The 19,966-nt window shown below is 74.8% G+C and carries 17 protein-coding genes; 3 read left to right on the top strand and 14 right to left on the bottom strand.

All coding sequences use genetic code 11. The annotated features are described in order from the left end of the window. Positions 1 to 38 precede the first annotated feature (38 nt). The gene (locus tag ACSMHG_RS16050) at positions 39 to 2,243 is read right to left on the bottom strand and encodes an MMPL family transporter (protein WP_435746914.1); all 2,205 of its coding nucleotides are present in this window, start codon (positions 2,241 to 2,243) and stop codon (positions 39 to 41) included. A gap of 126 nt (positions 2,244 to 2,369) precedes the next feature. Here ACSMHG_RS16050 and ACSMHG_RS16045 point away from each other — a divergent pair, with 126 nt between their 5' ends. Beyond that, the gene (locus ACSMHG_RS16045) at positions 2,370 to 3,143 is read left to right on the top strand and encodes a TetR/AcrR family transcriptional regulator (RefSeq protein ID WP_435746912.1); all 774 of its coding nucleotides are present in this window, start codon (positions 2,370 to 2,372) and stop codon (positions 3,141 to 3,143) included. Here the strand turns inward: ACSMHG_RS16045 and ACSMHG_RS16040 are convergent. From ACSMHG_RS16040 to ACSMHG_RS16030, 3 genes are all read right to left on the bottom strand, one after another. Then, complete coding sequence (locus ACSMHG_RS16040; RefSeq protein WP_435746910.1) at positions 3,130 to 3,819, bottom strand: NAD-dependent deacylase; 690 nt, start codon at positions 3,817 to 3,819, stop codon at positions 3,130 to 3,132. The genes ACSMHG_RS16045 and ACSMHG_RS16040 overlap by 14 nt on opposite strands. 125 nt (positions 3,820 to 3,944) lie before the next feature. Then, positions 3,945 to 4,454 carry a DUF4333 domain-containing protein gene (locus ACSMHG_RS16035; protein WP_435746908.1) on the bottom strand — a complete coding sequence of 170 codons (510 nt, stop codon included), beginning with the start codon at positions 4,452 to 4,454 and terminating at the stop codon, positions 3,945 to 3,947. A 13-nt stretch (positions 4,455 to 4,467) separates the two neighbouring features. Then, complete coding sequence (locus tag ACSMHG_RS16030; RefSeq protein WP_435746906.1) at positions 4,468 to 5,385, bottom strand: 1,4-dihydroxy-2-naphthoyl-CoA synthase; 918 nt, start codon at positions 5,383 to 5,385, stop codon at positions 4,468 to 4,470. Positions 5,386 to 5,450: 65 nt separating this feature from the next. On the opposite strand from ACSMHG_RS16030, the gene ACSMHG_RS16025 reads away from it, so the two are divergent. Continuing rightward, complete coding sequence (locus ACSMHG_RS16025; RefSeq protein ID WP_435746904.1) at positions 5,451 to 5,912, top strand: nitroreductase family deazaflavin-dependent oxidoreductase; 462 nt, start codon at positions 5,451 to 5,453, stop codon at positions 5,910 to 5,912. A gap of 38 nt (positions 5,913 to 5,950) precedes the next feature. Here ACSMHG_RS16025 and ACSMHG_RS16020 read toward each other — a convergent pair whose 3' ends face one another. The 5 genes from ACSMHG_RS16020 to ACSMHG_RS16000 are packed head-to-tail and all read right to left on the bottom strand — an operon-like array spanning position 5,951 to position 15,753. Beyond that, positions 5,951 to 6,562: an ACT domain-containing protein gene (locus ACSMHG_RS16020; protein ID WP_435746902.1), complete on the bottom strand. Its 612-nt coding sequence runs from the start codon at positions 6,560 to 6,562 to the stop codon at positions 5,951 to 5,953. A gap of 9 nt (positions 6,563 to 6,571) precedes the next feature. Continuing rightward, positions 6,572 to 8,356 carry an exodeoxyribonuclease V subunit alpha gene (gene recD / locus ACSMHG_RS16015; protein WP_435746900.1) on the bottom strand — a complete coding sequence of 595 codons (1,785 nt, stop codon included), beginning with the start codon at positions 8,354 to 8,356 and terminating at the stop codon, positions 6,572 to 6,574. After that, positions 8,353 to 11,694 (bottom strand): UvrD-helicase domain-containing protein, encoded by a 3,342-nt coding sequence (locus tag ACSMHG_RS16010; RefSeq protein WP_435746898.1) that lies wholly within the window; start codon positions 11,692 to 11,694, stop codon positions 8,353 to 8,355. Before ACSMHG_RS16010 ends, recD begins: the two co-directional genes overlap by 4 nt. Then, positions 11,691 to 15,044 carry an exodeoxyribonuclease V subunit gamma gene (gene recC / locus ACSMHG_RS16005; protein ID WP_435746896.1) on the bottom strand — a complete coding sequence of 1,118 codons (3,354 nt, stop codon included), beginning with the start codon at positions 15,042 to 15,044 and terminating at the stop codon, positions 11,691 to 11,693. Before recC ends, ACSMHG_RS16010 begins: the two co-directional genes overlap by 4 nt. A 46-nt stretch (positions 15,045 to 15,090) precedes the next feature. Continuing rightward, the gene (locus tag ACSMHG_RS16000) at positions 15,091 to 15,753 is read right to left on the bottom strand and encodes a SemiSWEET family transporter (protein WP_435746894.1); all 663 of its coding nucleotides are present in this window, start codon (positions 15,751 to 15,753) and stop codon (positions 15,091 to 15,093) included. Positions 15,754 to 16,078: 325 nt separating this feature from the next. Between ACSMHG_RS16000 and ACSMHG_RS15995 the strand changes: the two genes are divergently transcribed. Then, complete coding sequence (locus ACSMHG_RS15995; protein ID WP_435746892.1) at positions 16,079 to 16,774, top strand: hypothetical protein; 696 nt, start codon at positions 16,079 to 16,081, stop codon at positions 16,772 to 16,774. Positions 16,775 to 16,783: 9 nt separating this feature from the next. Here the strand turns inward: ACSMHG_RS15995 and ACSMHG_RS15990 are convergent, their stop codons facing one another. The 5 genes from ACSMHG_RS15990 to ACSMHG_RS15970 are packed head-to-tail and all read right to left on the bottom strand — an operon-like array spanning position 16,784 to position 19,911. Further along, a complete protein-coding gene (locus ACSMHG_RS15990; protein WP_435746890.1) occupies positions 16,784 to 17,215 on the bottom strand; it encodes a PGPGW domain-containing protein in 432 nt (143 codons plus the stop codon). A gap of 17 nt (positions 17,216 to 17,232) precedes the next feature. Then, positions 17,233 to 17,664, bottom strand: a complete 432-nt coding sequence (locus tag ACSMHG_RS15985; protein WP_435746888.1) for a PGPGW domain-containing protein — start codon at positions 17,662 to 17,664, stop codon at positions 17,233 to 17,235. Between the two features lie 48 nt (positions 17,665 to 17,712). Further along, positions 17,713 to 18,222, bottom strand: coding sequence for a nuclear transport factor 2 family protein (locus tag ACSMHG_RS15980; protein ID WP_435746887.1), 510 nt, complete (start codon positions 18,220 to 18,222; stop codon positions 17,713 to 17,715). A 40-nt stretch (positions 18,223 to 18,262) separates the two neighbouring features. Then, the gene (locus ACSMHG_RS15975) at positions 18,263 to 19,063 is read right to left on the bottom strand and encodes a lytic murein transglycosylase (protein WP_435746885.1); all 801 of its coding nucleotides are present in this window, start codon (positions 19,061 to 19,063) and stop codon (positions 18,263 to 18,265) included. After that, positions 19,060 to 19,911 carry a phosphate ABC transporter ATP-binding protein gene (locus ACSMHG_RS15970; protein ID WP_435746883.1) on the bottom strand — a complete coding sequence of 284 codons (852 nt, stop codon included), beginning with the start codon at positions 19,909 to 19,911 and terminating at the stop codon, positions 19,060 to 19,062. The genes ACSMHG_RS15975 and ACSMHG_RS15970 overlap by 4 nt, the downstream gene beginning before the upstream one ends. Between the last annotated feature and the right edge of the window lie 55 nt (positions 19,912 to 19,966).

Below are 19,966 nucleotides of genomic sequence, written 5' to 3'. Positions count from 1 at the left end.
CAGGATTGGCCGCCAGGTGGGCCATTCCCCACCGAGTCTCAGACCGGGGCCGGGGCGCGCTCGGGCACGGCACCGGCCGGCTGCGGCTCGCCGGGCTCGCGTCCCTCGCGGAAGCCGTGCCGTTCCCACCACCGCGCGAGCGGCCCCGGCGCCCACCAGTTCCACCGCCCGAGCAGCTTCATCGTCGCGGGCACCAGCAGCGCGCGCACCACCGTCGCGTCGATGAGCAGGGCGACGAGCATGCCGATGCCGAGCATCTTCATGAACACGATGCCGCTGGAGCCGAAGGCGCCGATCACGACCCCCAGCAGGAGCGCGGCGCTGGTGATGATCCGGCCGGTCTTCTGCACCCCCGTCGCGACCGCGACGTCATTGCGGTGTCCTGAGCTCGTCGAAGGGCTGCCGGTGCGGTCCCACTGCTCGCGGACGCGGGAGAGGAGGAAGACCTCGTAGTCCATGGACAGCCCAAAGAGGATGGCCAGCATGAGGATCGGCTGGGTGGCGTCGAGGTAGCCCTGAGGGGTGAAGCCCAGCAGGCCCGAGAGGTTGCCGTCGTTGAAGATCCAGGTCACCACGCCGAACGACGCGGTGATCGACAGCATGTTCATCACCACCGCCTTGACCGGGAGGACCACCGAGCCGAAGGCGACGAAGAGCAGCACCAGCATCACGGCCACCACGATCAGGCCCATCCACGGCAGCCGGTCGCCCACCGAGTCGACCAGGTCGACGGTGTCGGCGGTGAGGCCGCCGACCAGGGCCGTGCCGGTCCGGGGGTCGACCTCGCGCAACGCCTCGACGACCTGCTGGGACCGCTCGGTCTGGCTGTTCCCCTCCCAGCTGGCCCGCAGCAGCGTCGTGCCGGCCCGCTCGGCCACCGGCTGGACGCCGGCCACGCCGGGCACGTCCTCGACCGCCGCGACGTACGCCGCCACGTCGGCCTGGTCGGCGCCCTCCAGCAGCAGCGTGGCCGTCGAGGTCTCCGGCCCGAAGAGCTCGTTGGCCTTGACCGCGGCGACGTGCGACGGCGCCTCGTCGGGCAGGACGCGGTAGTCGACGCTGCCCCACCGGGCCCCCAGGAACGGTGAGGCGACCGCCAGCAGCACCACCGTCGTGACCGCGATGACGGCCACCGGGCGTCGCATCACGCCGCGGGCCAGCGCGGCCCAGCGGCCGTGGTCGCCCTCGACCGGGCGGCCCCGCCGCCAGGGCAGCCGGCCGGCGTCGACGCGCCGGCCGAGCAGGCGCAGCGTGGCCGGCAGGATCGTCAGCGCGGCGAGCATGGCGACCAGCACGGCGGCGATCCCGCCGTACCCCATGCTCCGCAGGAAGGCCTGCGGGAAGATCAGCAGGCTGGCCATCGCGGCCGCCACGGTGAGCCCGGAGAAGAGCACGGTGCGGCCGGCGGTCGCCATCGTCCGGCGTACGGCGGTCGCCGACGCCTGCGGGTCGTCGACGGGCAGCAGCGCCAGCTCCTCACGGAACCGGCTGACCACGAAGAGGGCGTAGTCGATGGCCAGGCCGATGCCCAGCAGCGAGATGACGTTGACCGAGAAGATCGAGACCTCGGTGAGCCCGGCGATCACCCGGACCACCGCGAGTGCGCCGAGCATGGCGACCAGCCCCACCAGCGCCGGCATGAGGGCCGCGACGAGGCTGCCGAAGATCAGCAGCGCGAGCAGGACGACGATCGGCATCGAGACCAGCTCGGCGCGCTTGAGGTCCTTCGAGGTCGTCTCGTTGACGTCGTCGTACACGGCGAAGGCGCCGGCCAGGTCGACCTCGAGGTCGGTGTCGCGGAGCACCGGGGCCAGCTCGTCGTAGTGGCGGAGGTACTCGTCCTGGCTCCCCCCGGCGAGGGACACCAGCACCTGAGTGGCGGTGCGGTCCTCGCTCACCAGCGCGGGGTCGTCGACGGCCAGCATGCTGACCACCGACGAGGTCGTGCCCGCGGGGACCGCGTCCAGGACCTCGCCGAGCTCCGCGCGGAACGACCGGTCGTCGACCGTGGCGCCCTCGGGCGCGGAGAAGATGGCCACCACGTCGACGCCCTGGTTGCCGAAGGCCTCGCGCTCGGCCCGCAGCTCGCGCGCCGCCTCGGACCCTGGGTCGTCGAAGCCGCCCTGGGAGAGCGAGCCGAAGACGCCGGCGCCGTACGCGCCCGCCGCCAGCGTGAGCGCCACGGCGACGAGCAGCACGGCGACGGCTCGGCGGGCGACAACGGAACCCCAGCGCTCGATCATGACGACTCCCGGTGTGGTGGTGCGCGGCGTGATGGTGCTTCATTTCAGTGAACGGCGTAAACCGTAAACGGCGTAAACTCTCGTGTCAATGCTTCACCTCGACCACTGACAGGGCATGATCACGGGATGGGAACGCTGAAGACGCCGACCCGGCGCGAGCGCCAGCGCGAGGCCACGTACGACGAGATCGTGCGCGTCTCCCGCGCTCTCATGGCCGACGGCGCCGAGCTCTCGCTTCGTGCGGTCGCCGCCGGCATGGGGATGACCGCGCCGGCCCTCTACCGCTACGTGGCGAGCTACCAGGAGCTCGTCGACCTCGTCGCCTTCGAGGTGGACAAGGCGGCGACCGACCGGTTCCGCGCCGCCGCCGACGAGCTCCCCGACGACGACCTCGGCGGCCGACTGGTCGTCGCGTGCACTGAGTTCCGCCGCTGGGCCCTCGAGAACCCCCGCGAGTTCGGCCTGGTCTTCGCCAACCCCGTCGCGGACGCCGCGTGCGTGCGCCGCGAGGCACTCACCCTGTCCAGCTCCGGCCACCTCTTCACCGGCCAGCTCCGGGCCCTGTGGGAGGAGCGTCGCTACCCCGTCCCGGCGCTGGAGGAGCTGCCGGCCGACGTGCGCGCGGCCGTCGAGGACCCCCTGATCCCGGCGGAGGTCGACCGCCTCGCGGCCGAGGACCGCGGCCTGCTGTGGGTCTTCATGCAGGGCTGGACCCGCCTCTACGGCGTGGTCGCCCTCGAGGTCTTCGGCCACATGGACCCGCGGATCATCGAGAGCGGAGAGATGTTCGTCGACATCCTCTCCGACTTCGCGCCCCGCATCGGCCTGGCCGAGGAGCTGCCTCGGCTGCAGGAGCTGATCCGGTCACGGATCGCCGCGACGGCCGTCAACGGCGGGTGAGCTCCTCCACCCAGGCCGGCACCAGGTCGCCTGCGCGCCCCTGACGGGTCTCGTCGAAGAGGGTCGTCACCTCGCTGACCTCGAGGTTGAGCTCCAGCGTCCGCGCGCCGTACGTCGCGGCCTGCTGCACGAAGCCGGCCGCCGGGTAGACCGCGCCGGACGTGCCGATCGAGACGAAGAGGTCGGCCGACTCCAGCGCGAGGTAGATCCGGTCCATCTGGTACGGGATCTCGCCGAACCACACCACGTCCGGCCGCAGCTCCGCCGCACCGCAGAGCGGGCACGGCGGGCGGTGGCCGAGGTCGCCCTCACACCGGCTGCGGCGTCGGCACGAGCGGCACACGGCGGAGAGCAGCTCGCCGTGCATGTGGAGCACCCGCTTCGACCCGGCACGCTCGTGGAGGTCGTCGATGTTCTGGGTGACCACCAGCAGGTCGTCGCCGAGGTGCTCCTCGAGGCGGGCGAGCGCGTGGTGGGCGGGGTTCGGCTCGACGGCCTGCAGCGCGGCCCGGCGAGCGTCGTAGAACCGGTGCACCACGAGCGGCTGCGCGTCGTACGCCTCGGGCGTGGCGACGTCCTCGACCCGGTGGCCCTCCCACAGCCCGTTCGCGTCGCGGAAGGTCGGCACCCCGCTCTCGGCGGAGATGCCCGCCCCCGTGAGCACCACGACCTTCATGCCGCGACCACCGCGCGACCCGCCTGTCGGACCCCGAACGTCGGCTCCATGGACGCGAGTCTGTCAGGTCGGCGGGAGCGGTCTCGCCACTCGGCCGGCCACTCGACCGCGCTGCTGGACCCGGGTCACTCCACCCCGCGGTACCGCACGCTCACGTCGAGGCCGCGCACGGACGCCACCTCGGCCTCGACGATCGTCCGTCGGCCACCCGCGGGGGGCTCGGCGGTGCAGGTGACCGACTCGTCGGGACGGCCGAGCAGGTCACCGAGGCAGAGCACCTCGCCGACGACGTACTCCTCCTCGACGAGGATCCCGAGCAGCTCGCGGGCCAGCCGCTCGGCGGGCACGAACGGGACCACCTCGAACCGCGGGCCCTCGTCGCCGCTGGCCGTGACCGTCGCCCGGACCATGGCGCGCTCGTCGCCGACGTCCACCCGGCAGTCGCTCGTCGCGCCCTCGGACGCCTCGAGCCCGTCGTCGCACCGGACCCGGACGCGCGCGCCGGCGTCTCCCGCGGGGTAGAGCGCGGCGACCTCGTCCTCGAGCCGGTCGGCGCTGAGCGCCCGGTCCTCGGCGCACCCGGCCACCGGCAGGCCGAGGCCCACCGCGAGCGCGAGGAGGATCGGGGCACGCACGGTCGTCGCCGGCTCAGTAGTACCAGGGGAACGGCGACCAGTCGGGCTCCCGCTTCTCCAGGAACTGGTCGCGGCCCTCCTGCGCCTCGTCGGTCATGTAGGCCAGCCGGGTCGTCTCCCCGGCGAAGATCTGCTGACCCACGAGGCCGTCGTCGATGGCGTTGAAGGAGTACTTCAGCATCCGCTGCGCCGTCGGGCTCTTGCCGTTGACCATCCGGCCCCACTCGAGCGCCGTCGCCTCGAGCTCGGCGTGCGGCACGGCTCGGTTGACGGTGCCCATCCGGACGCCGTCCTCGGCGGAGTACTCGGCCCCGAGGAAGAAGATCTCGCGCGCGAACTTCTGCCCCACCTGGCGGGCGAGGTACGCCGACCCGAACCCGCCGTCGAAGGAGCCGACGTCGGCGTCGGTCTGCTTGAACCGCGCCTCCTCGGCGCTGGCGAGGGTCAGGTCGCACACGACGTGGAGGCTGTGGCCGCCGCCGGCCGTCCACCCCGGCACCACGCAGATGACGATCTTCGGCATGAACCGGATCAGCCGCTGCACCTCCAGGATGTGCAACCGGCCGAGCTTGGCCTTGTCCACGGTCTCAGCAGTCTCGCCGTCTGCGTACTGGTAGCCGGCGCGGCCGCGGATCCGCTGGTCGCCACCGGTGCAGAACGCCCACTTGCCGTGCTTGCCGCTCGGCCCGTTGCCGGTGAGCAGCACGCAGCCGACGTCGCTGCTCGTCCGCGCGTGCTCGAGCACGCGGAGCAGCTCGTCGACGGTGTGCGGGCGGAACGCGTTGAGGACGTCGGGCCGGTCGAAGGCGACGCGCACGGTCCCGTGGGCGCGGGCCCGGTGGTAGGTCAGGTCGGTCAGGTCCTCGAAGCCGGGGACGACGTCCCAGGCATCGGTGTCGAAGATCTCCGACACCCCGTCGATGGCGCTCATGGGGAGCGACCCTAGTCGGGCGGCCCGAGCGGAACAGGAGCCGGCGTCGGGCGGTTGGGACCGGCATGACACACCAGGACCTCCTCGACGGCGAGTACGAGCCCAGCCCGGAGCAGTGGGTGCGCGACCAGGTCGCGACCTACGAGGCGACCGGCGGCCGCGAGGGACATCTGCTGCTGGGCCGGCCCGAGTGGCCGATCGTGGTCATCACCTCCCGCGGTGCCCGGAGCGGCCGGCTCCGCAAGAACCCGGTCATGCGCGTGGAGAAGGACGGCGTGTACGCCGCGGTGGCGTCCAAGGGCGGTGCGCCCGAGCACCCGACCTGGTACCACAACTTCCTCGCGCACCCCGTCGTGCAGCTCCAGGACGGTCCCGAGCCGGCGCTCTACCGCGCCCGGGTGGTCACCGGCGAGGAGCGTGCCGAGTGGTGGGAGCGCTCGGTGGCGCAGTACGCGCCGTACGCGGAGTACCAGGAGAAGACCGACCGGGAGATCCCGGTCTTCCTGCTCGAGCGCGTCGAGAACTGACCGCCGCCAGCCGCACGCCGGCCGGCGGGGTGGTCACCTCAACCGACCCGGGCGATGGACTGGGCCAGACCGACGAGGTGGCCGAGCCGCGCCACCTCGGAGTCCACGAACTCGGGGCCGCCGCGCCGGCCGATCACGACGACCGCGTTGCCGTCGAGCCGGGCGGCGGCGTGGATGGTGACGTCGTCGCCGTCGACGTCGAGGCGTGCGGGCTGCTCGATCTCCACGAACGGGAAGTCGTCCGGCGCCGCCTCGGTCCGGTGCACGACCCCGGAGACGCGGTGGACCCGCACGGCCCAGTCGGCGCGGAAGGTCACCGGCAGCAGGTCGACGAGCCGGTCGAGCGCCCGGCTGGGCTGGGCGGTCAGCTCCTCGACGGCCTCGAGGTCGAGGACGAGCCCGCCGGCCGCGGCGTAGCGGCTGATCCAGAGCACCCGGAAGCCCTCGAGCTGGTTGCAGGCGGAGACCACCGAGTCGGGCATCGCGCCGGGCAGCATCTCGAGCAGCACGTCGTCGAGGACCGTGCCGTCGTGGCGCTTCTCGATGATCTCGATCGCCTCGATGTCGCCGCCCGCCTCGCCGATCGCGCTGGCCAGCCGACCCAGGGAGCCCGGTACGTCGGGCAGCTCCACACGCAGCAGGAAGGGCATTCCTCGACCCTAGGGCACATCCCCCCGCGCGGCCCGGAGGCGCTGCCGCAGCCCCGTCGCGCGCTGGGCGTGGGTGGCCACCGCCGCCCGGACGGCCGCCTCCGAGCCGACCACGCGGACGTGGTCCTGAGCGCGGGTCACCGCCGTGTAGAACAGCTCCCGGGTCAGCAGCCGCGAGCCCTCCTCGGGCAGCAGGACGGTGACCCGTCGGGCCTGGCTGCCCTGGCTCTTGTGGATCGTCAGGGCGTGCATCGTCTCGACCGCGTCGAGCCGCCCGGGGGCGAAGTCCCGCAGACCGCCCGAGCCGGCGATCCAGGTCCGCACCCGACCGTCCTCCCCGAGCACGACGACGCCGGTCTCGCCGTTGTAGACACCGAGCGCGTGGTCGTTGGTGGTCACCAGCAGCGGCCGCCCGACGTACCACTGCTGGTGCAGGTCGCTGCCCCCGGAGGCCACCAGCTCCTCGGCGAGCCACTGCTCGACCCGGCGGTTCCACACCCGCACGCCGAAGGGTCCCTCCCGGTGGGCGCAGAGCAGCCGGTGCTCGTCGAGGCGGCTCACCGCCGCCGGTGCGTCGCCGCGCTCCGCGGCGCGGCGCACCGCCAGCGCGGTGCCGACCAGGTCCTCCCGCAGCACCGTCGCCGGGTCGTCGGTCTCCACGAACGACACCTCGCCGGACTCCGCACGCAGAGCCGCGAGCACGTCGTCGGCGTCCCCGCTGCGCAGCGCCTCGGCGAGGGTCTTGATGTCCTCGCGGGAGCGGTAGTTCTGGGTGAGGGACACGACCGGCGAGGCCGGGTCCCCGTCGTGGCCGGCGACGAGGTCGGCGAGCACCGCGCCGGCGCCCACGGAGGTGAGCTGGCGCGGGTCCCCCACGAGCAGCAGCCGGGTCTGCGGACGCACCGCCTCCAGCAGCCGCGCCATCATCGTCAGCTCCACCATCGAGGACTCGTCGACCACGACGACGTCGTACTTGAGCCGGTTGGTGCGGTCGTGCCGGAACCGGGTGGCGTTGTCCGGGCGCCACCCCAGCAGCCGGTGCAGCGTCATCGCGTCGACCCTGCCCACGCGCTCCCGGTCCTCGGCCGGCATCCGCGCCAGCTCGCCCTCCACCGCCTCCTGCAGGCGGGCCGCGGCCTTGCCGGTCGGGGCGCTCAGCGCGATCGAGAGCCGCTCGCCGCGGGCGGCGGCCTGGTCGGCCGCAACGGCGAGGATGCGCGCGACCGTCGTCGTCTTGCCGGTGCCGGGGCCACCGGTCAGCACGGTCGTCCACTGGCGCGCGCTGCGGACCGCAGCCGAGCGCTGCTGCGGGCCGAGGCGGCCGTCGTCGAGCCGGGCGAGCGCGCGCTCGAGCGCCCCCTCGTCGACCGGTGGCGGCGGCTGGGCGGAGCGCGCGACCAGGTCGTCGCAGACCTGCTGCTCGAGGCGGTGGTAGCGGTCGAGGTAGACCAGCCGGTGCTCGACGCGGACCGCGCCCTCCGCGGCGAGGCGGGACCCGGCGACGGCGGCGAGCCACGCGTCGGGGTCGGGCCAGGCGACGTCGAGGTCGGGGGCTGCCAGCGGCACACCGGCGAGGTCGACGCACACCGACCCGTGGCGTACGGCGCGCACGGCGAGCGCCAGCGCCAGCACCACCTCGTCGTCGGTCTCTCCGGCGAGGTCGGCGACCCGGGTGGCGACGTGGAGGTCGGCCGCCTCCAGCAGCCCGGCGCGGTTGAGCACGCCGAGCAGGCCGTCGGCTCCGGCGACCAGGCGGTGGTCGTGGTCGCCGACCGGTTCGAAGAGCTCGGTCATCCCCGGACACCTTCCTCGACCCGGCCGTCCAGCAGCGCGGAGAGGGCCTCGACCAGGCTCACCGGTGGCCGCCACGCGAAGATGCCGCACGGCTCTCCCGCCACCAGCGGCGTCGCGGGGCCGCACATCCCGCGCAGGTAGAGGTAGAGCACCCCGCCGAGGTGGACCTCCGGGTCGTATCCGGGCTGCCGCCAGCGCAGGAAGCGGTGGAGCACGGCGGCGTACAGCAGCGCCTGCAGCGGGTAGTCGGAGTGGCCCATCGCGGCGTCGAGCGCGTCGGGCCGGTAGGCGTGGGCGGTGAGCGGCTGGTCGACCGGTCCCAGCCAGTTGGTCTTGTAGTCGACGACGACGTAGCGCGGCCGCCGCTCCTCGTCGCGGAGCCGGAGCACCACGTCGACGGAGCCGGTGAGGTACCCGCGCAACGGCTGGTCGCCGAGCGCGGGCTGGCCGAGGGCGTCGGCGTACCCCCGCACCGGGTCGCCCTCGGGCAGGTGCCGGCGGAGCAGGGGCGCGAGGTCGCCCAGGCGTACGTCGCGCGCGCCGCCGGTCCCGGCCAGGTCGCCCCCTGCCAGGGGCAGCTCGAAGTCCATCTCCCGCAGCCGGTCACGCAGCGGGACCTGCCGCAGGGTCGTGGGGGCCAGGCTGCCCAGGGGCGAGTCGCAGACCGCGACCAGCGCCTCGGCGAGCTCCTCGGGGTCGAGGGCGACCGGCCACCGGACCAGCTGCTCGCGGACGTGCCCGAGCAGCTCGGCCCGCAGGTCGGCGGCCTCGGGGTCGGCATGCTCGAGCGCCGCGTGCACCAGGGAGCCGAAGGTGGCCCCCACCGGCAGCGCCGCCATCGGTGACGGGACGGAGGCCTCGCCGCCGGCCGGCGCGGGCACCGCGGTCGCGGGCTCGTCCTCCTTGGCGGACCCCTCGGGCTCGCTCGCGACGTTGCCGTCGGTGGCCGCCGCGACGGCGTCGACCCGGGTCAGCGCGGAGTACGACGTCCGCCGCCACGCGACGTCGACCTCACGGGTGGCACGGCGCAGCCCGAGGGCGGGCACCGGCGGCCGGGCCGGGTCGTCGCCGGGGTCGGCGTGGACGGCCGGCTCCACGGTGGGCCCCCCGGCGGCTTGCCACCGGGCGAGGAACTCGGCGGCCTCCTCGTCGCTGCGGTTGGCGAACTCCGCCGGCACTCCGGCCATGCCGGGCCGGCGCCCGAGCACCATCCGGTGCAGCGGCGAGCAGGGGGTGTTCCGGGTCGGCGCCCACCAGGCGACGACCTGCGACTGCGCGCGGGTCAGCGCGACGTAGAGGAGCCGGAGCCACTCGCCCGCCTCCTCCTCCGACCAGCGGCGGACGTGGTCGTCCCAGTCCGCGCCACCGGGTCCGCCCACCGCCAGGCAACGCCGGCCCTCGGCGTCGTGGAAGAGCGGGATCGACGGCTTGGGCACGTTCCGGTCGGCGAGCGCGGGGAGGTAGACGACCGGGTACTCCAGGCCCTTGCTCGCATGGATCGTCACCAGCTGCACGGCGGCGGCGTCGGAGTCGAGCCGGCGGGTGCGCTCCGTACCGCGCCCCTCGTGCGCCGCGGCCACCTGGCCGCGCAGCCAGCTGAGCATCGCGACGAGGCCGAGCCGCTCGGTGAGGGCCACCTCGTGCAGCGCCTCGCCGATGTGCCGCAGGTCGGTGAGGCGGCGCTCGCCACCGACCTCGGCCAGGACCCGGGAGGGGAGGCCGGCGACCGTGGCGGCCTCCAGGACGGCCGCGACGCCGCGCCGGGTGAGCACCTCGGCCCACGACCGGAGGGTGTCGGCGACCTCGTCGGTGAGGCGGTCGCCGCCCTCGTCGAGCTCGGCGGCACTGCAGCCGACGAAGCAGGTGAGCGCCGCGGTCCGCACCCGAGTGCTGCGGTGCGGCTGCTCGAGGCCCTCCAGCAGCTCCAGCCACTCCGCCGCCGCGGGCGTCGCGAAGACGCTGCCACCGCCCGCGATGACGGCCGGCACGCCGGCCTCGTGCAGCGCCTCGCGGCACGCCGCCAGGTCGGCGTGGCGGTAGCTGATGACCGCGACGTCCCTCGGCTCGAGCGGCCGCCCGTCGTACGTCGCCCCCGAGGCCAGCAGCCGTCGGACGTCGAGGGCGAGGTCCCGCGCGATGTGCGGGCGGGTCTGGTTGACGAACAGCGGCGAGGTGCCGCGGCGGCGGAACTGGTCGCGGGTCAGCACCCGCAGCCGGAACGGCGCCACGCTCGGCGCGCCGGCCAGCCGGCTGCCGTCGTGCTGGTGGGTGACGTCGTGGACCACGATCCGCGGGTCGCCGAGCTCCGCCCCGCGCAGCACCGTCTGCATCGAGGAGACGAGGTGCTCGTCGCTGCGCCAGTTGACCGGCAGCGTCTTGCGGGTGGTCGCCGTCGCCGCGGCCCGGAGGTACGTCGTGACGTCGCCGCCGCGGAAGGCGTAGATGGCCTGCTTCGGGTCCCCGATGAGGACCATCGTCGCGTGGCCGGTGAACGCCCGGTCGAGGACCTGCCACTGGACGGGGTCGGTGTCCTGGAACTCGTCGACCAGGACGACCTGCCAGCGCTGCCGCATCCGGGCGCGCGCAGGCGCGTCGGGGTGCTCGAGGGCGCCGGCGAGCTGGGAGAGCAGGTCGTCGTAGGACAGCACGCCGAGGCGGCGCTTGCGGCGATCCATCTCGGCGCGGACCGTGCGGGCGAAGGCGACCCGGCGGCCGGCGGGGGTGGTGCGGTCCTCATCGGCCGGCTCGAGCCGGGCCTGCGGGTCCCCGACGACGGTCCGGGCGATCGACATGGCCTCGGCGCGGCTGAAGGCGGGCGCGCCGTCGGCGAAGGCGAACGCGCGGAGGTAGAGGTCGTCGACGACCTCGGTGAGGACGTCGTCGAGGTCCTCCACCAGGCGGGCGCGGGAGTCCGTGTCGCCGGCGACCCCGAGGGAGTCCAGCACCATGCTGCAGAACTGGTGGGTGGTGGCGATCGTGGCCCCGTCGAAGCCGGCGAGCGCGTCGACCACCCGGCGGTGGCGCAGCCCCCGCTCGCGCTCGTCGCAGTCGAGCAGCAGGTCGAGGAGGGCCGACGACGTGGCCGGCGCGAGGGCCGGGTCGCCGCCCAGCGCGCGCTCGGCCTCGACGAGCTGGCCGCGCACCCGTTCCCGCAGCTCCTGGCTGGCGGCCCGGCCGAAGGTGACGACCAGCATCTGCTCCAGCCGGCAGTGCCCCTCGGCCACGAACCGCGTCACCAGCGCGCCGATGGTCCAGGTCTTGCCGGTCCCGGCGCTGGCCTCCAGCAGCGTGGTGCCGGTCGGCAGGGGATCGGTGATGGCGAACGGGGCGGGGCTCACAGCGCGGCCACCCTCTCCGCGCCGGTGAGGAGCGGCTCCCAGACCAGCCACGCGTACGTCGGCAGGCCGGCCTCGAGGAGCACCGACAGCGGCGCTCGCTCGCCCCACACCCGCACGTGCGCGGGGTCGGCGTCCTCGCGGTCGATGCCCCAGCTCGAGTGCGGGTCGGTCTCCCACTCGCGTGCGGCGGCCTGCTCGGGGGAGCGGTCGTTGCCCATCAGCTCCAGCGCCCGTGCCTCGGCCCACGCGTGCGCGGTGGCGACCGGCAGCGGCAGGGGCCGGGTGTGACCGAGGTCCATCAGTCCGACCAGCTCCCGCAGGCGGTCGACGGCACGGTGGTCGAGGGGCCCGGCCAGGGCCCGCTTGGGCCCGGCGCGGTCGCGTCCGACGGCGTGCGAGGTCCAGTGCTCGTCGGGGTGCCCCGCGCTGAGCGCGAGCAGGTCCACCCACGCGGGCAGCCGGTGCTTGGCCTTCAGCTTCGAGAAGGTGAGCGTGACCAGCCGGGTCCCGTGCACGCCGACCACCGTGCCGGTGAGCCGGCGGCCGTCGCCGAGCGGGACGTCGACGTCCACGCTGCGGGGTGCGACGGTGCGCAGGTCGACGGTGCGGTTCCACAGCGCCTGGCACTTCTCGCAGACGTCGGTCAGCGTGTCGATCCCGAGCCGGCCGGGCGGCAGGGAGCCGCGGAGCTGCTCGGCGGTCATCACCGCGGCGGGGTCCTGCCCGGCGAGCATCTCGCGCAGCAGCCGGTCACCCACCGTCCACTGGTCGAGCCCGTCCAGGTCGATCGGGATGGCGTCGCTGACCTCGTCGGCGGACCGGGCGGCGCCCACGTCGAGCCTGCGACGCAGGAAGGACCGCACCGGGTGGCGCAGGAACGCCTGGAGGTCGTCGAGGGCCACGTCCTCGGTGTCGCGCTCGACGAGCGGCGCGGCGAGGAACGGCGGCCGCGGCCGACGCTCACCCAGGGCGGCCTCGGCACCGGCACGGGCGGAGGCGTCGAAGCTGAACGGACCGGGCACCCCGAGCGCGGCGTCGGCGAAGTTGCGGGCGTCGTAGGGCTGCAACGGGTGCCGGACGCAGACCCGGTCCCGCACCGGCTCGGCCGTCGTGCGGTCGAGCGCGTCGAGCAGCTCGCCCAGGGGGACGGCGGGCGGACGGGGCGCGCCGGAGTGCTCGTTGGCACCGGTGTAGGTGACGACGAGCGTCTCGCCCGCGGCCATCACGGCGTCCAGCAGCAGCTGGCGGTCCTCGCTGCGCACGTCGCGCTCGCCGGTGCGGGGCCGCCGGGAGAGGACGTCGTCGCCGTCCGGGGACGACGAGCGCGGGACGACGCCGTCGTCGAGGCCGACGAGGCAGACGACCCGGTGCGGCACCGAGCGCATCGGCACCATGGTGCAGACCGTGAGGGTGCCGGTCCGGAAGTTGGCCCGCTTGGGCCGGCCCCCGAGCCGCGACTGCAGCAGGGCCCGCACGTCCGCGAGCCCGAGCGTGACGTCGGTGCCGGTGCCGGCGGCGTCGACCGTCCGCGCCAGCTCCCGCTCGAGCTGGGGCAGCTGCCAGGCGTCGTCGAGCGGCACCTCGGTCAGCGCCCGCACGCCGTCGTGCAGCGCGGCCATCCACTCCGTGACGCCCGCGGCGGCCTCGAGCGCCCGGAGGCACTCCTCGAGGCGGTGCAGCAGCTCGGCGAGGCGGCCGACCAGGTCGATGTCGCCGCTGCCCACGTCATCCAGCGGCAGCCCCCGGCCGAGGGTGCGGTGGTCGTCCTCGCTCATCACCACGCCGAGCAGGAGCCGGTCGAGGCCCGAGCGCCAGGTGTTGTGCGCGAAGCCGTGCATCGCGAAGCCCGCCCGCCCCGAGGCGTCGAGCCCCCAGCGGACTCCCGCCTGACCGACCCACCGGGTCACCCGGGCGAGGTCGTCGTCGGTCAGGCGGAAGCGGGCGCGCAGCACGTCGGTGGCCATCAGGTCGAGGACCTCGCTGGCCGTCACCCGGCCGCCCGCCAGCTCGACCAGGCGCGCGGCGACCGCGAGCAGCGGGTTGGTCGACGTGAGGGCCCGGTCGGCGAGCCGGACCCGGAGGCGGTGGGCCGGGTGTCCCTGCTCGTCGGGCGTCACGTCGGCGAGGCCGAAGCCCGCCGCGACCAGCGGGGCGTAGGACTCGATGTCGGGGCACATGACGAGGATGTCGCGCGGCTCGAGGGTCGGGTCGTCCTCGAGCAGGCCGACCAGGACCTCGCGGAGCACGTCGACCTGCCGCGCCGCGCCGTGGCAGGCGTGGACCTGCACGCTGCGGTCACCGCCGGCGAGCCGCCGCGCGGACCGGGTGACCGCGTCGGCGGCGGCGTTGGCCCGCAGGTCGGCCTGCAGCCAGCCGAGGAGGCTCTCGTCCGGGCCTCCGACCGCGGCGGACCCCGGCGCGGGGACCTCCACCGCGCCGGCCGCGAGAGCGGGGGCGAGCGTGCGGCGCAGCTCCCGGGTGTCGCGGCCGAGCGAGGCGAGCAGCGGGTGGTCGACGAGGTCAGCGGAGTGGTCGGCCGACCGGTCGACCGGCCCGTCGCCGACGACGTCCCCGAGGTCGTGCCAGAGGGCCGGTGAGGGCTGCGGCAGCCACAGGTGGACGTCGCGGTCGGTGGCCAGCGCGGAGAGCAGCTCGACCTCGGTGGCGGGCAGGCGGGTGTGCCCGAACAGCGAGAGCCGGTCCGGCAGGTCGAGACCCGCTCCCCCGCCGCTCAGCCGCGAGACCGTGCGCTCGTGGCGCACGTCCGGCGGGTCCTCGGGGACCCGCTCGACCAGCCGGCGCCAGAGCTCGGCCTGCCACAGCAGGTCGGGGTCGAGCGGCCCGCCGGCGCCGTCGGTGTCCCGGCCGGCGCGCCAGTCGGTGACCAGCCTGGGCCGCTGCACGGCGTACGACGCGTAGAGCCCGGCGAGCCGACGGGCGACCGACCACCGGCGGTTGCGCCGCAGCAGCGCCTCCTCTCCCTCCAGGCCGTGGCCGAGGTGTGCGGCCAGCGTGGCGCACCACGGCTCGTCGACGCTGTCGTCGATGACCGCGAGCAAGGGCCAGGCGAGCCGGTCGGGGTCCCAGGGGTCGTCGCGTTCCCGGTCGAGGAGCAGCGAGACGAGCGAGCGGGGGCTGAGGAACCGGACGCCCGCACAGACACCGTCGCCGCCGGTGGCCGAGGTGCCGAGCCGGTGGGAGAGGCGCTGGGTGAGCCACCGCTCCACGCCCTTGGCGGGCACCGCGACGACCTCCTCCGCGAACGGGTCCTCCAGCGGGCTCGCGAGCAGCTCGCCGAGCGCGTCGGCGAGCTCGTCGGTCCGCGGCGCGGTGTGGACGTGGAGGGACACGGCGCGCAGCATCGCACGGGGCGCCGACAGCGGCGCCGAGCCGGGCTCAGGCGACCAGGTCGAGGACCTCGGGCGAGACCTCCGCCGTCGGCCCGGCGGGGAGCCGGACCAGCCGGGCGTGGACGTGCGGGGGCAGGTGGAGCCGGGCGAGCACGGCCAGCGAGCCGGCGGTCGCCACCGCGGCGTAGATCAGGTTCGCCTCCACGTCGGCCAGCACGCCGTACGCCGCGGCGAGCAGAGCATCCAGCACGAGCATCACCCAGCCCGACGCGGCGACCGCCGAGACGTCGGGGCTGCGCCAGGCGGTGAGCGCGGCCGGCGTGACCAGCAGTGCGACCGAGCAACCGAGCACCACGGTGACGAGGCCGGCGCCGGCCCACGGCACGGAGAGGCCGGCGAGCGCGACCACGGCCGTCCACACCGCGGGCAGCCACAGCCGCTCGCGCGACCCCCCGCGCCGCCACGCCAGCACCAGCGCGCCGACCGTCGCCGGCACGGTCACGGCGGCCGGCAGCGCGATCCACGGGTCGCCCTCCCACACGCCGTACGCCGTCCACGCGGCGCCGCTCACCGTCGAGCAGGCGAGGGCCGCCACGCTGACCCCCTCGGCCGAGCCCATCCGTCGCAGCCGACGGAACTGCGGCACGGTGTAGCCGACGGCGAGGAGGGTGGCGGCCAGGCCGACGGCGCCGGCAAGTGTCAGGTGCATAGCTGCTGCTTCCTTCCTCGCCTGCCGTTCGGACGGCAGGCGCACGCGACCGCGCGGCCGCCGGAACAGGGACGCAGCGACCGCGTCGGGCTGGGCTGACGGGACATGGAGTCGGTCCGGACGGTGGAGAGACCCACCATGCGGACCGATGCCCGAAGGATACCCGGCTACAGCGGGTGGAGAACGCAAATCCTCCGGCGCGCACCCACTAGCGACGCGTGATGTCCGGCACATCGTCGCGCAGGCCCGAGTGGCTGCGGCACCTAACCTCGTCGGCCTCGCGTCGTTGTGATGCTCGAGTGCCCGACCCCTCGAGGAGCCCCTCATGCCCAGCCCCGCCTTCCGCCCGCTGATCACCGCCGTCGCCACCGTGGCCCTGGTCGTCGGCTCCCTCACCGGCGTCGCTGCCGTCTTGGCCTCCGCTGGGTCGGCGGCCACGGCGGCGCCCGTCGACTGCATCACCGAGCAGAACCGTGCCGAGGCTTCCGAGCAGAGGGTGCGGGAGCGCCGGGCCGACCACCGCGAGGAGGCGGCCGACGTCCGCGACGCGCGGGCGGCGTACCGGGACGCGAAGCAGGGCCGGGAGAAGAAGCAGGCGAAGAAGCGCCTGGAGCGCGAGAAGGCGCAGAAGGCCGTGGCGAAGAGGCGCCTCGAGCGGGCGAAGTCCACGCGCGACCAGCGCGAGGAGGAGCTGCGCGCCTGCGAGGCCTCCGCCACCGCCTCGCCGTCGACCTCCCCGAGCACCGGCACCGCCTCGCCGAGCGGCTCCCCGAGCCCCTCCTGCTCGCCGTCCGCGACGAGCACCGCGACGAGCACGGGCACGCCCTCGACCAGCCCGTCCGCCAGCCCCTCGACCAGCCCCCCGACCAGCCCCTCGACGACCCCGTCGGCCAGCCCGAGCCCCACGGCCGACCCGTGCGACGACGGCGGCAGCGGCCTCCCGTCCCCCCTCGACCCCGGCACGCTCTGCGAGCTACTGCCGCTGCCGGTGCTCTGCCCGGCGACGGCCGGGCGCAGCTGACGCCTCGGGTCAGTCCCGCTCGAGGGCGGCGACCGCCTCCGGCTTCCCGTGGAAACGGCGGTAGCTGTAGACGAGCAACGCCAGGCCGATCAGCCCGGACACCACCTGGGTGATCCCGGTGGCCAGCCCGCCGGGGAGCCACCACCGCTCGTCGAGCGGCCACCACGCCGGCGGCGGCGGCCCCCAGCACCAGAAGACCCCGCAGCCGATCAGCACCAGCGAGGCCAGCGCGGTCATCGCGATCCGCACCCAGGTCTCGACCGACTCCGCCGCACCCCGCAGGGCGCGGTACTTCACCGGCTCGAGGCGCCGCTCGGCCCACTCGTACTGCTGGCTGAGCACCGCGAGCCCGCCGAAGATCATCAGCAGCCCCGGGCCCGGGAGCACCAGGGCCGCCACGCCGACCAGCACCAGCCCCCAGCCGACCACCTCCAGCGTCACCCGACGAGCGGCACCCCTCACGAGTCGGTCTCCATGGGCCCGAGCATCCCAGAGGTCGGCAACCGGCCGGCGGCAGCGCGGCGCGCGCCGTCGCGCCGTCGGCGCTCGCGCAGGAGGACGACGAGACCGGCGAGGCCGGAGACCAGCTGCCCGACACCCGTCCACACGCCCCCGGGCAGCCAGCTCCACCCCGGCCACAGCCACAGCAGGCCGCCGAGGGCGAGGACGATGGTCGTCGCGAAGGAGAGCACCGTGCGGACCGGGCTGCCGAGCGCGCCGTCACGAGCCGCGGCGCGAGCGGCACGGAGGTGACGCGCCGCCCACTCGTACTGCTCGGCGAGCAGCACCAGGCCGGCCGCCAGGAGCAGCAGTCCCGGACCGGGCAGCGGGAAGAGGACCACGCCGACCCCCACCAACAACCAGCCCAGGGGCTCGGTGAGCAGACGCACCGGCCCGGTTGTACCCGCACCGGCGGAACGGAAGGTGAACGCCGACGCTCAGCCGCCGTACGACGCGACGTACGCGCGCCCCTCCTCGTCGAGGTTGCCGTGGGCCTGGGCCACCTCGGCCCAGCGCAGCGTGGTCCGCAGGAACCGGAGGGGGTTGTAGACGTCCTCCTCGCGCCGGAAGAGCCCGTCGCCGGCGTAGGTCATGAACGTCAGGTTCGACTCCTCGTGCTGCGAGCCGTCGCCCGGGTCCGAAATCAGGTTGCGGACCTCGCAGATCAAGCGCGAGGTGGGCGCGTCGACCACCTGCCAGGCCAGCGGGAAGCCCGTCATCACGCTCCCCGGGAAGCTCGTCATCGTCCGCACCGACCAGGCCCGGATCTCCTCCCGGCCGTGGAAGGTCCCGAAGGCGTGCTCGACGTAGGTCGCGTCCTCGGTGAAGAGGTCCGCGTAGCCGGACCAGTCGCCGCTCGCCCGGAACCGCTCGACGTGCCCGTGGAAGGCGGCATAGGCCTCGGTGATCTCGCCGGCGCTGAAGCCGCCGGGCGCCTGGTCGCTCATCGCGCCATCCAAGCCCCGGCCGGCGACGGGTGTCGAGGACTCAGCCCGTCCGCTGGGAGTAGGCCACCGCGGCGGAGTGCACGGCCGCGACGTACTCCCGGGCGTGGTTGTAGGAGTAGATCGCCGCGGACCATCCGGCAGCCGTGGCGAGGTCGTGGCCGTCGGCGCAGAGGTAGCGGGCCGCAGCCAGGGCCGCGTCGTCGAGGTCGTGCGGGTCGGCGGTGCCGTCGCCGTCCCCGTCGGCGGCCCACCGCTCCCAGGTGGAGGGGATGAACTGCAGCGGCCCCATGGCGTGGTCCCAGTCCGCGTTGCCGTGCCAGCGCGTGCTCTCCGGGGTGGCGGGGATCGCGGCCACCTTCCCGCGGCCGTCGAGCGCGGGGCCGAGGATCGGCCGCGAGGAGTGGCCCTCCTCGGTGACCGTGCGCCCGTCGATGGTCCCGTGGTGGGACTCCACCCAGCCGATCCCCGCCAGGGTGGTCCACCCCAGGCCGCAGCCCTCGGGCGCCATCAGCGTCGCGCGCCCGTAGGCGACCAGCGCCGGCTGCGGGATCCCGGCCGCCGAGGCGGTGGCCGTCGCCCACGCCGGGTCCACGACGGGTACGCCGGCGCCGCGGGTCGCGCCGCGGGAGATCCGGCCGGCGGGTCGTGGGGCCGGGCCGACCGGAGCCGCTCCGACGGCCGGGGCGGCGGGCCGGCCGGCCGCCTGGTCCAGCGGCTGTCCGGACCGACCGCCTGCGGGGTCGAAGAGCTGCTGCTGTGCCCAGAACGCGGCGCCGCCGAGCAGCACCAGGGCGAGCAGGAAGCCGAGCAGTGCCGGCAGCGCGCGGACCGGTCCGGTCACCCGAACCGGCCGTTGACGTAGTCGTGCGTCCGCTGGTCCCGCGGGCTGCCGAACATGGCCGTGGTCTCGCCGTGCTCGACGATCACGCCGGGCGTGCCCTGGGCTGCCAGGAAGAAGGCGCACTGCGTGGAGACGCGTGCGGCCTGCTGCATGTTGTGGGTGACGATGACGATGGTGACCTCCCGAGCCAGGTCCAGCATGGTCTCCTCGATCACCCTTGTCGAGGTGGGGTCCAGGGCGGAGCACGGCTCGTCCATGAGCAGTACCCGGGGGCGCACCGCCAGGGAGCGGGCGATGCACAGTCGCTGCTGCTGGCCACCGGACAGGCCGCCACCCGGTGCATCGAGCCGGTCACGCACCTCCGCCCACAAGCCCGCCTTGGTCAGGCACGACTCGACCAGCTCCTCCTTCGCCGCCCGCGGTACGCGGGTGCCGGTCAGGCGGAGGCCGGCCAGCACGTTCTCGCGGATCGACATGGCCGGGAACGGGTTCGGCTTCTGGAAGACCATGCCGATCGCACGCCGGGCGTCGATGAGCCGGCGCGACGGGTCGTAGATGTCCTCCCCGTCCAGCAGCACCTCCCCGGCGAGTGCGGCGGAGGGCACCAGCTCGTGCATCCGGTTGAGGATGCGCAGGAACGTCGACTTGCCGCACCCCGAAGGCCCGATCAGTGCGGTGATGCCGCCGGCGGGCATGGTGAGCGACACCCGGTCGAGCACCTTGCGGTCGCCGAACCACGCGGTCAGGTCGCGGGCCTCGAGCGTCGCCAGCGGCGAGGCCGGCCCGGGAGGCAGCGGGGGCAGCGGCGGCAGGGGCGGCAGGACGGCGGTCTCGTCGGTCAGGCTCATGGCGGGTTCCTCGGTCGTGGCGGGCCGGGCGGCCGTCCGGTGAGGGCGGCCGCCC

The organism is Nocardioides ureilyticus, from assembly GCF_051280745.1.
Classification (GTDB): Bacteria; Actinomycetota; Actinomycetes; order Propionibacteriales; family Nocardioidaceae; genus Nocardioides.
This window is presented reverse-complemented; position numbering and strand designations above follow the sequence as displayed.

Excerpts from the sequence above, each read along its gene's own strand:
- ACSMHG_RS16020 (WP_435746902.1), bottom strand. The coding sequence starts at position 6,562 with ATGCCCTTCCTGCTGCGTGTGGAGCTGCCCGACGTACCGGGCTCCCTG.
- ACSMHG_RS16000 (WP_435746894.1), bottom strand. The coding sequence starts at position 15,753 with ATGCACCTGACACTTGCCGGCGCCGTCGGCCTGGCCGCCACCCTCCTC.
- ACSMHG_RS16050 (WP_435746914.1), bottom strand. The coding sequence starts at position 2,243 with ATGATCGAGCGCTGGGGTTCCGTTGTCGCCCGCCGAGCCGTCGCCGTG.
- ACSMHG_RS15995 (WP_435746892.1), top strand. The coding sequence starts at position 16,079 with ATGCCCAGCCCCGCCTTCCGCCCGCTGATCACCGCCGTCGCCACCGTG.
- ACSMHG_RS16025 (WP_435746904.1), top strand. The coding sequence starts at position 5,451 with ATGACACACCAGGACCTCCTCGACGGCGAGTACGAGCCCAGCCCGGAG.
- ACSMHG_RS16030 (WP_435746906.1), bottom strand. The coding sequence starts at position 5,385 with ATGAGCGCCATCGACGGGGTGTCGGAGATCTTCGACACCGATGCCTGG.
- ACSMHG_RS16040 (WP_435746910.1), bottom strand. The coding sequence starts at position 3,819 with ATGAAGGTCGTGGTGCTCACGGGGGCGGGCATCTCCGCCGAGAGCGGG.
- ACSMHG_RS15980 (WP_435746887.1), bottom strand. The coding sequence starts at position 18,222 with ATGAGCGACCAGGCGCCCGGCGGCTTCAGCGCCGGCGAGATCACCGAG.
- recD (WP_435746900.1), bottom strand. The coding sequence starts at position 8,356 with ATGACCGAGCTCTTCGAACCGGTCGGCGACCACGACCACCGCCTGGTC.
- ACSMHG_RS16045 (WP_435746912.1), top strand. The coding sequence starts at position 2,370 with ATGGGAACGCTGAAGACGCCGACCCGGCGCGAGCGCCAGCGCGAGGCC.
- ACSMHG_RS15970 (WP_435746883.1), bottom strand. The coding sequence starts at position 19,911 with ATGAGCCTGACCGACGAGACCGCCGTCCTGCCGCCCCTGCCGCCGCTG.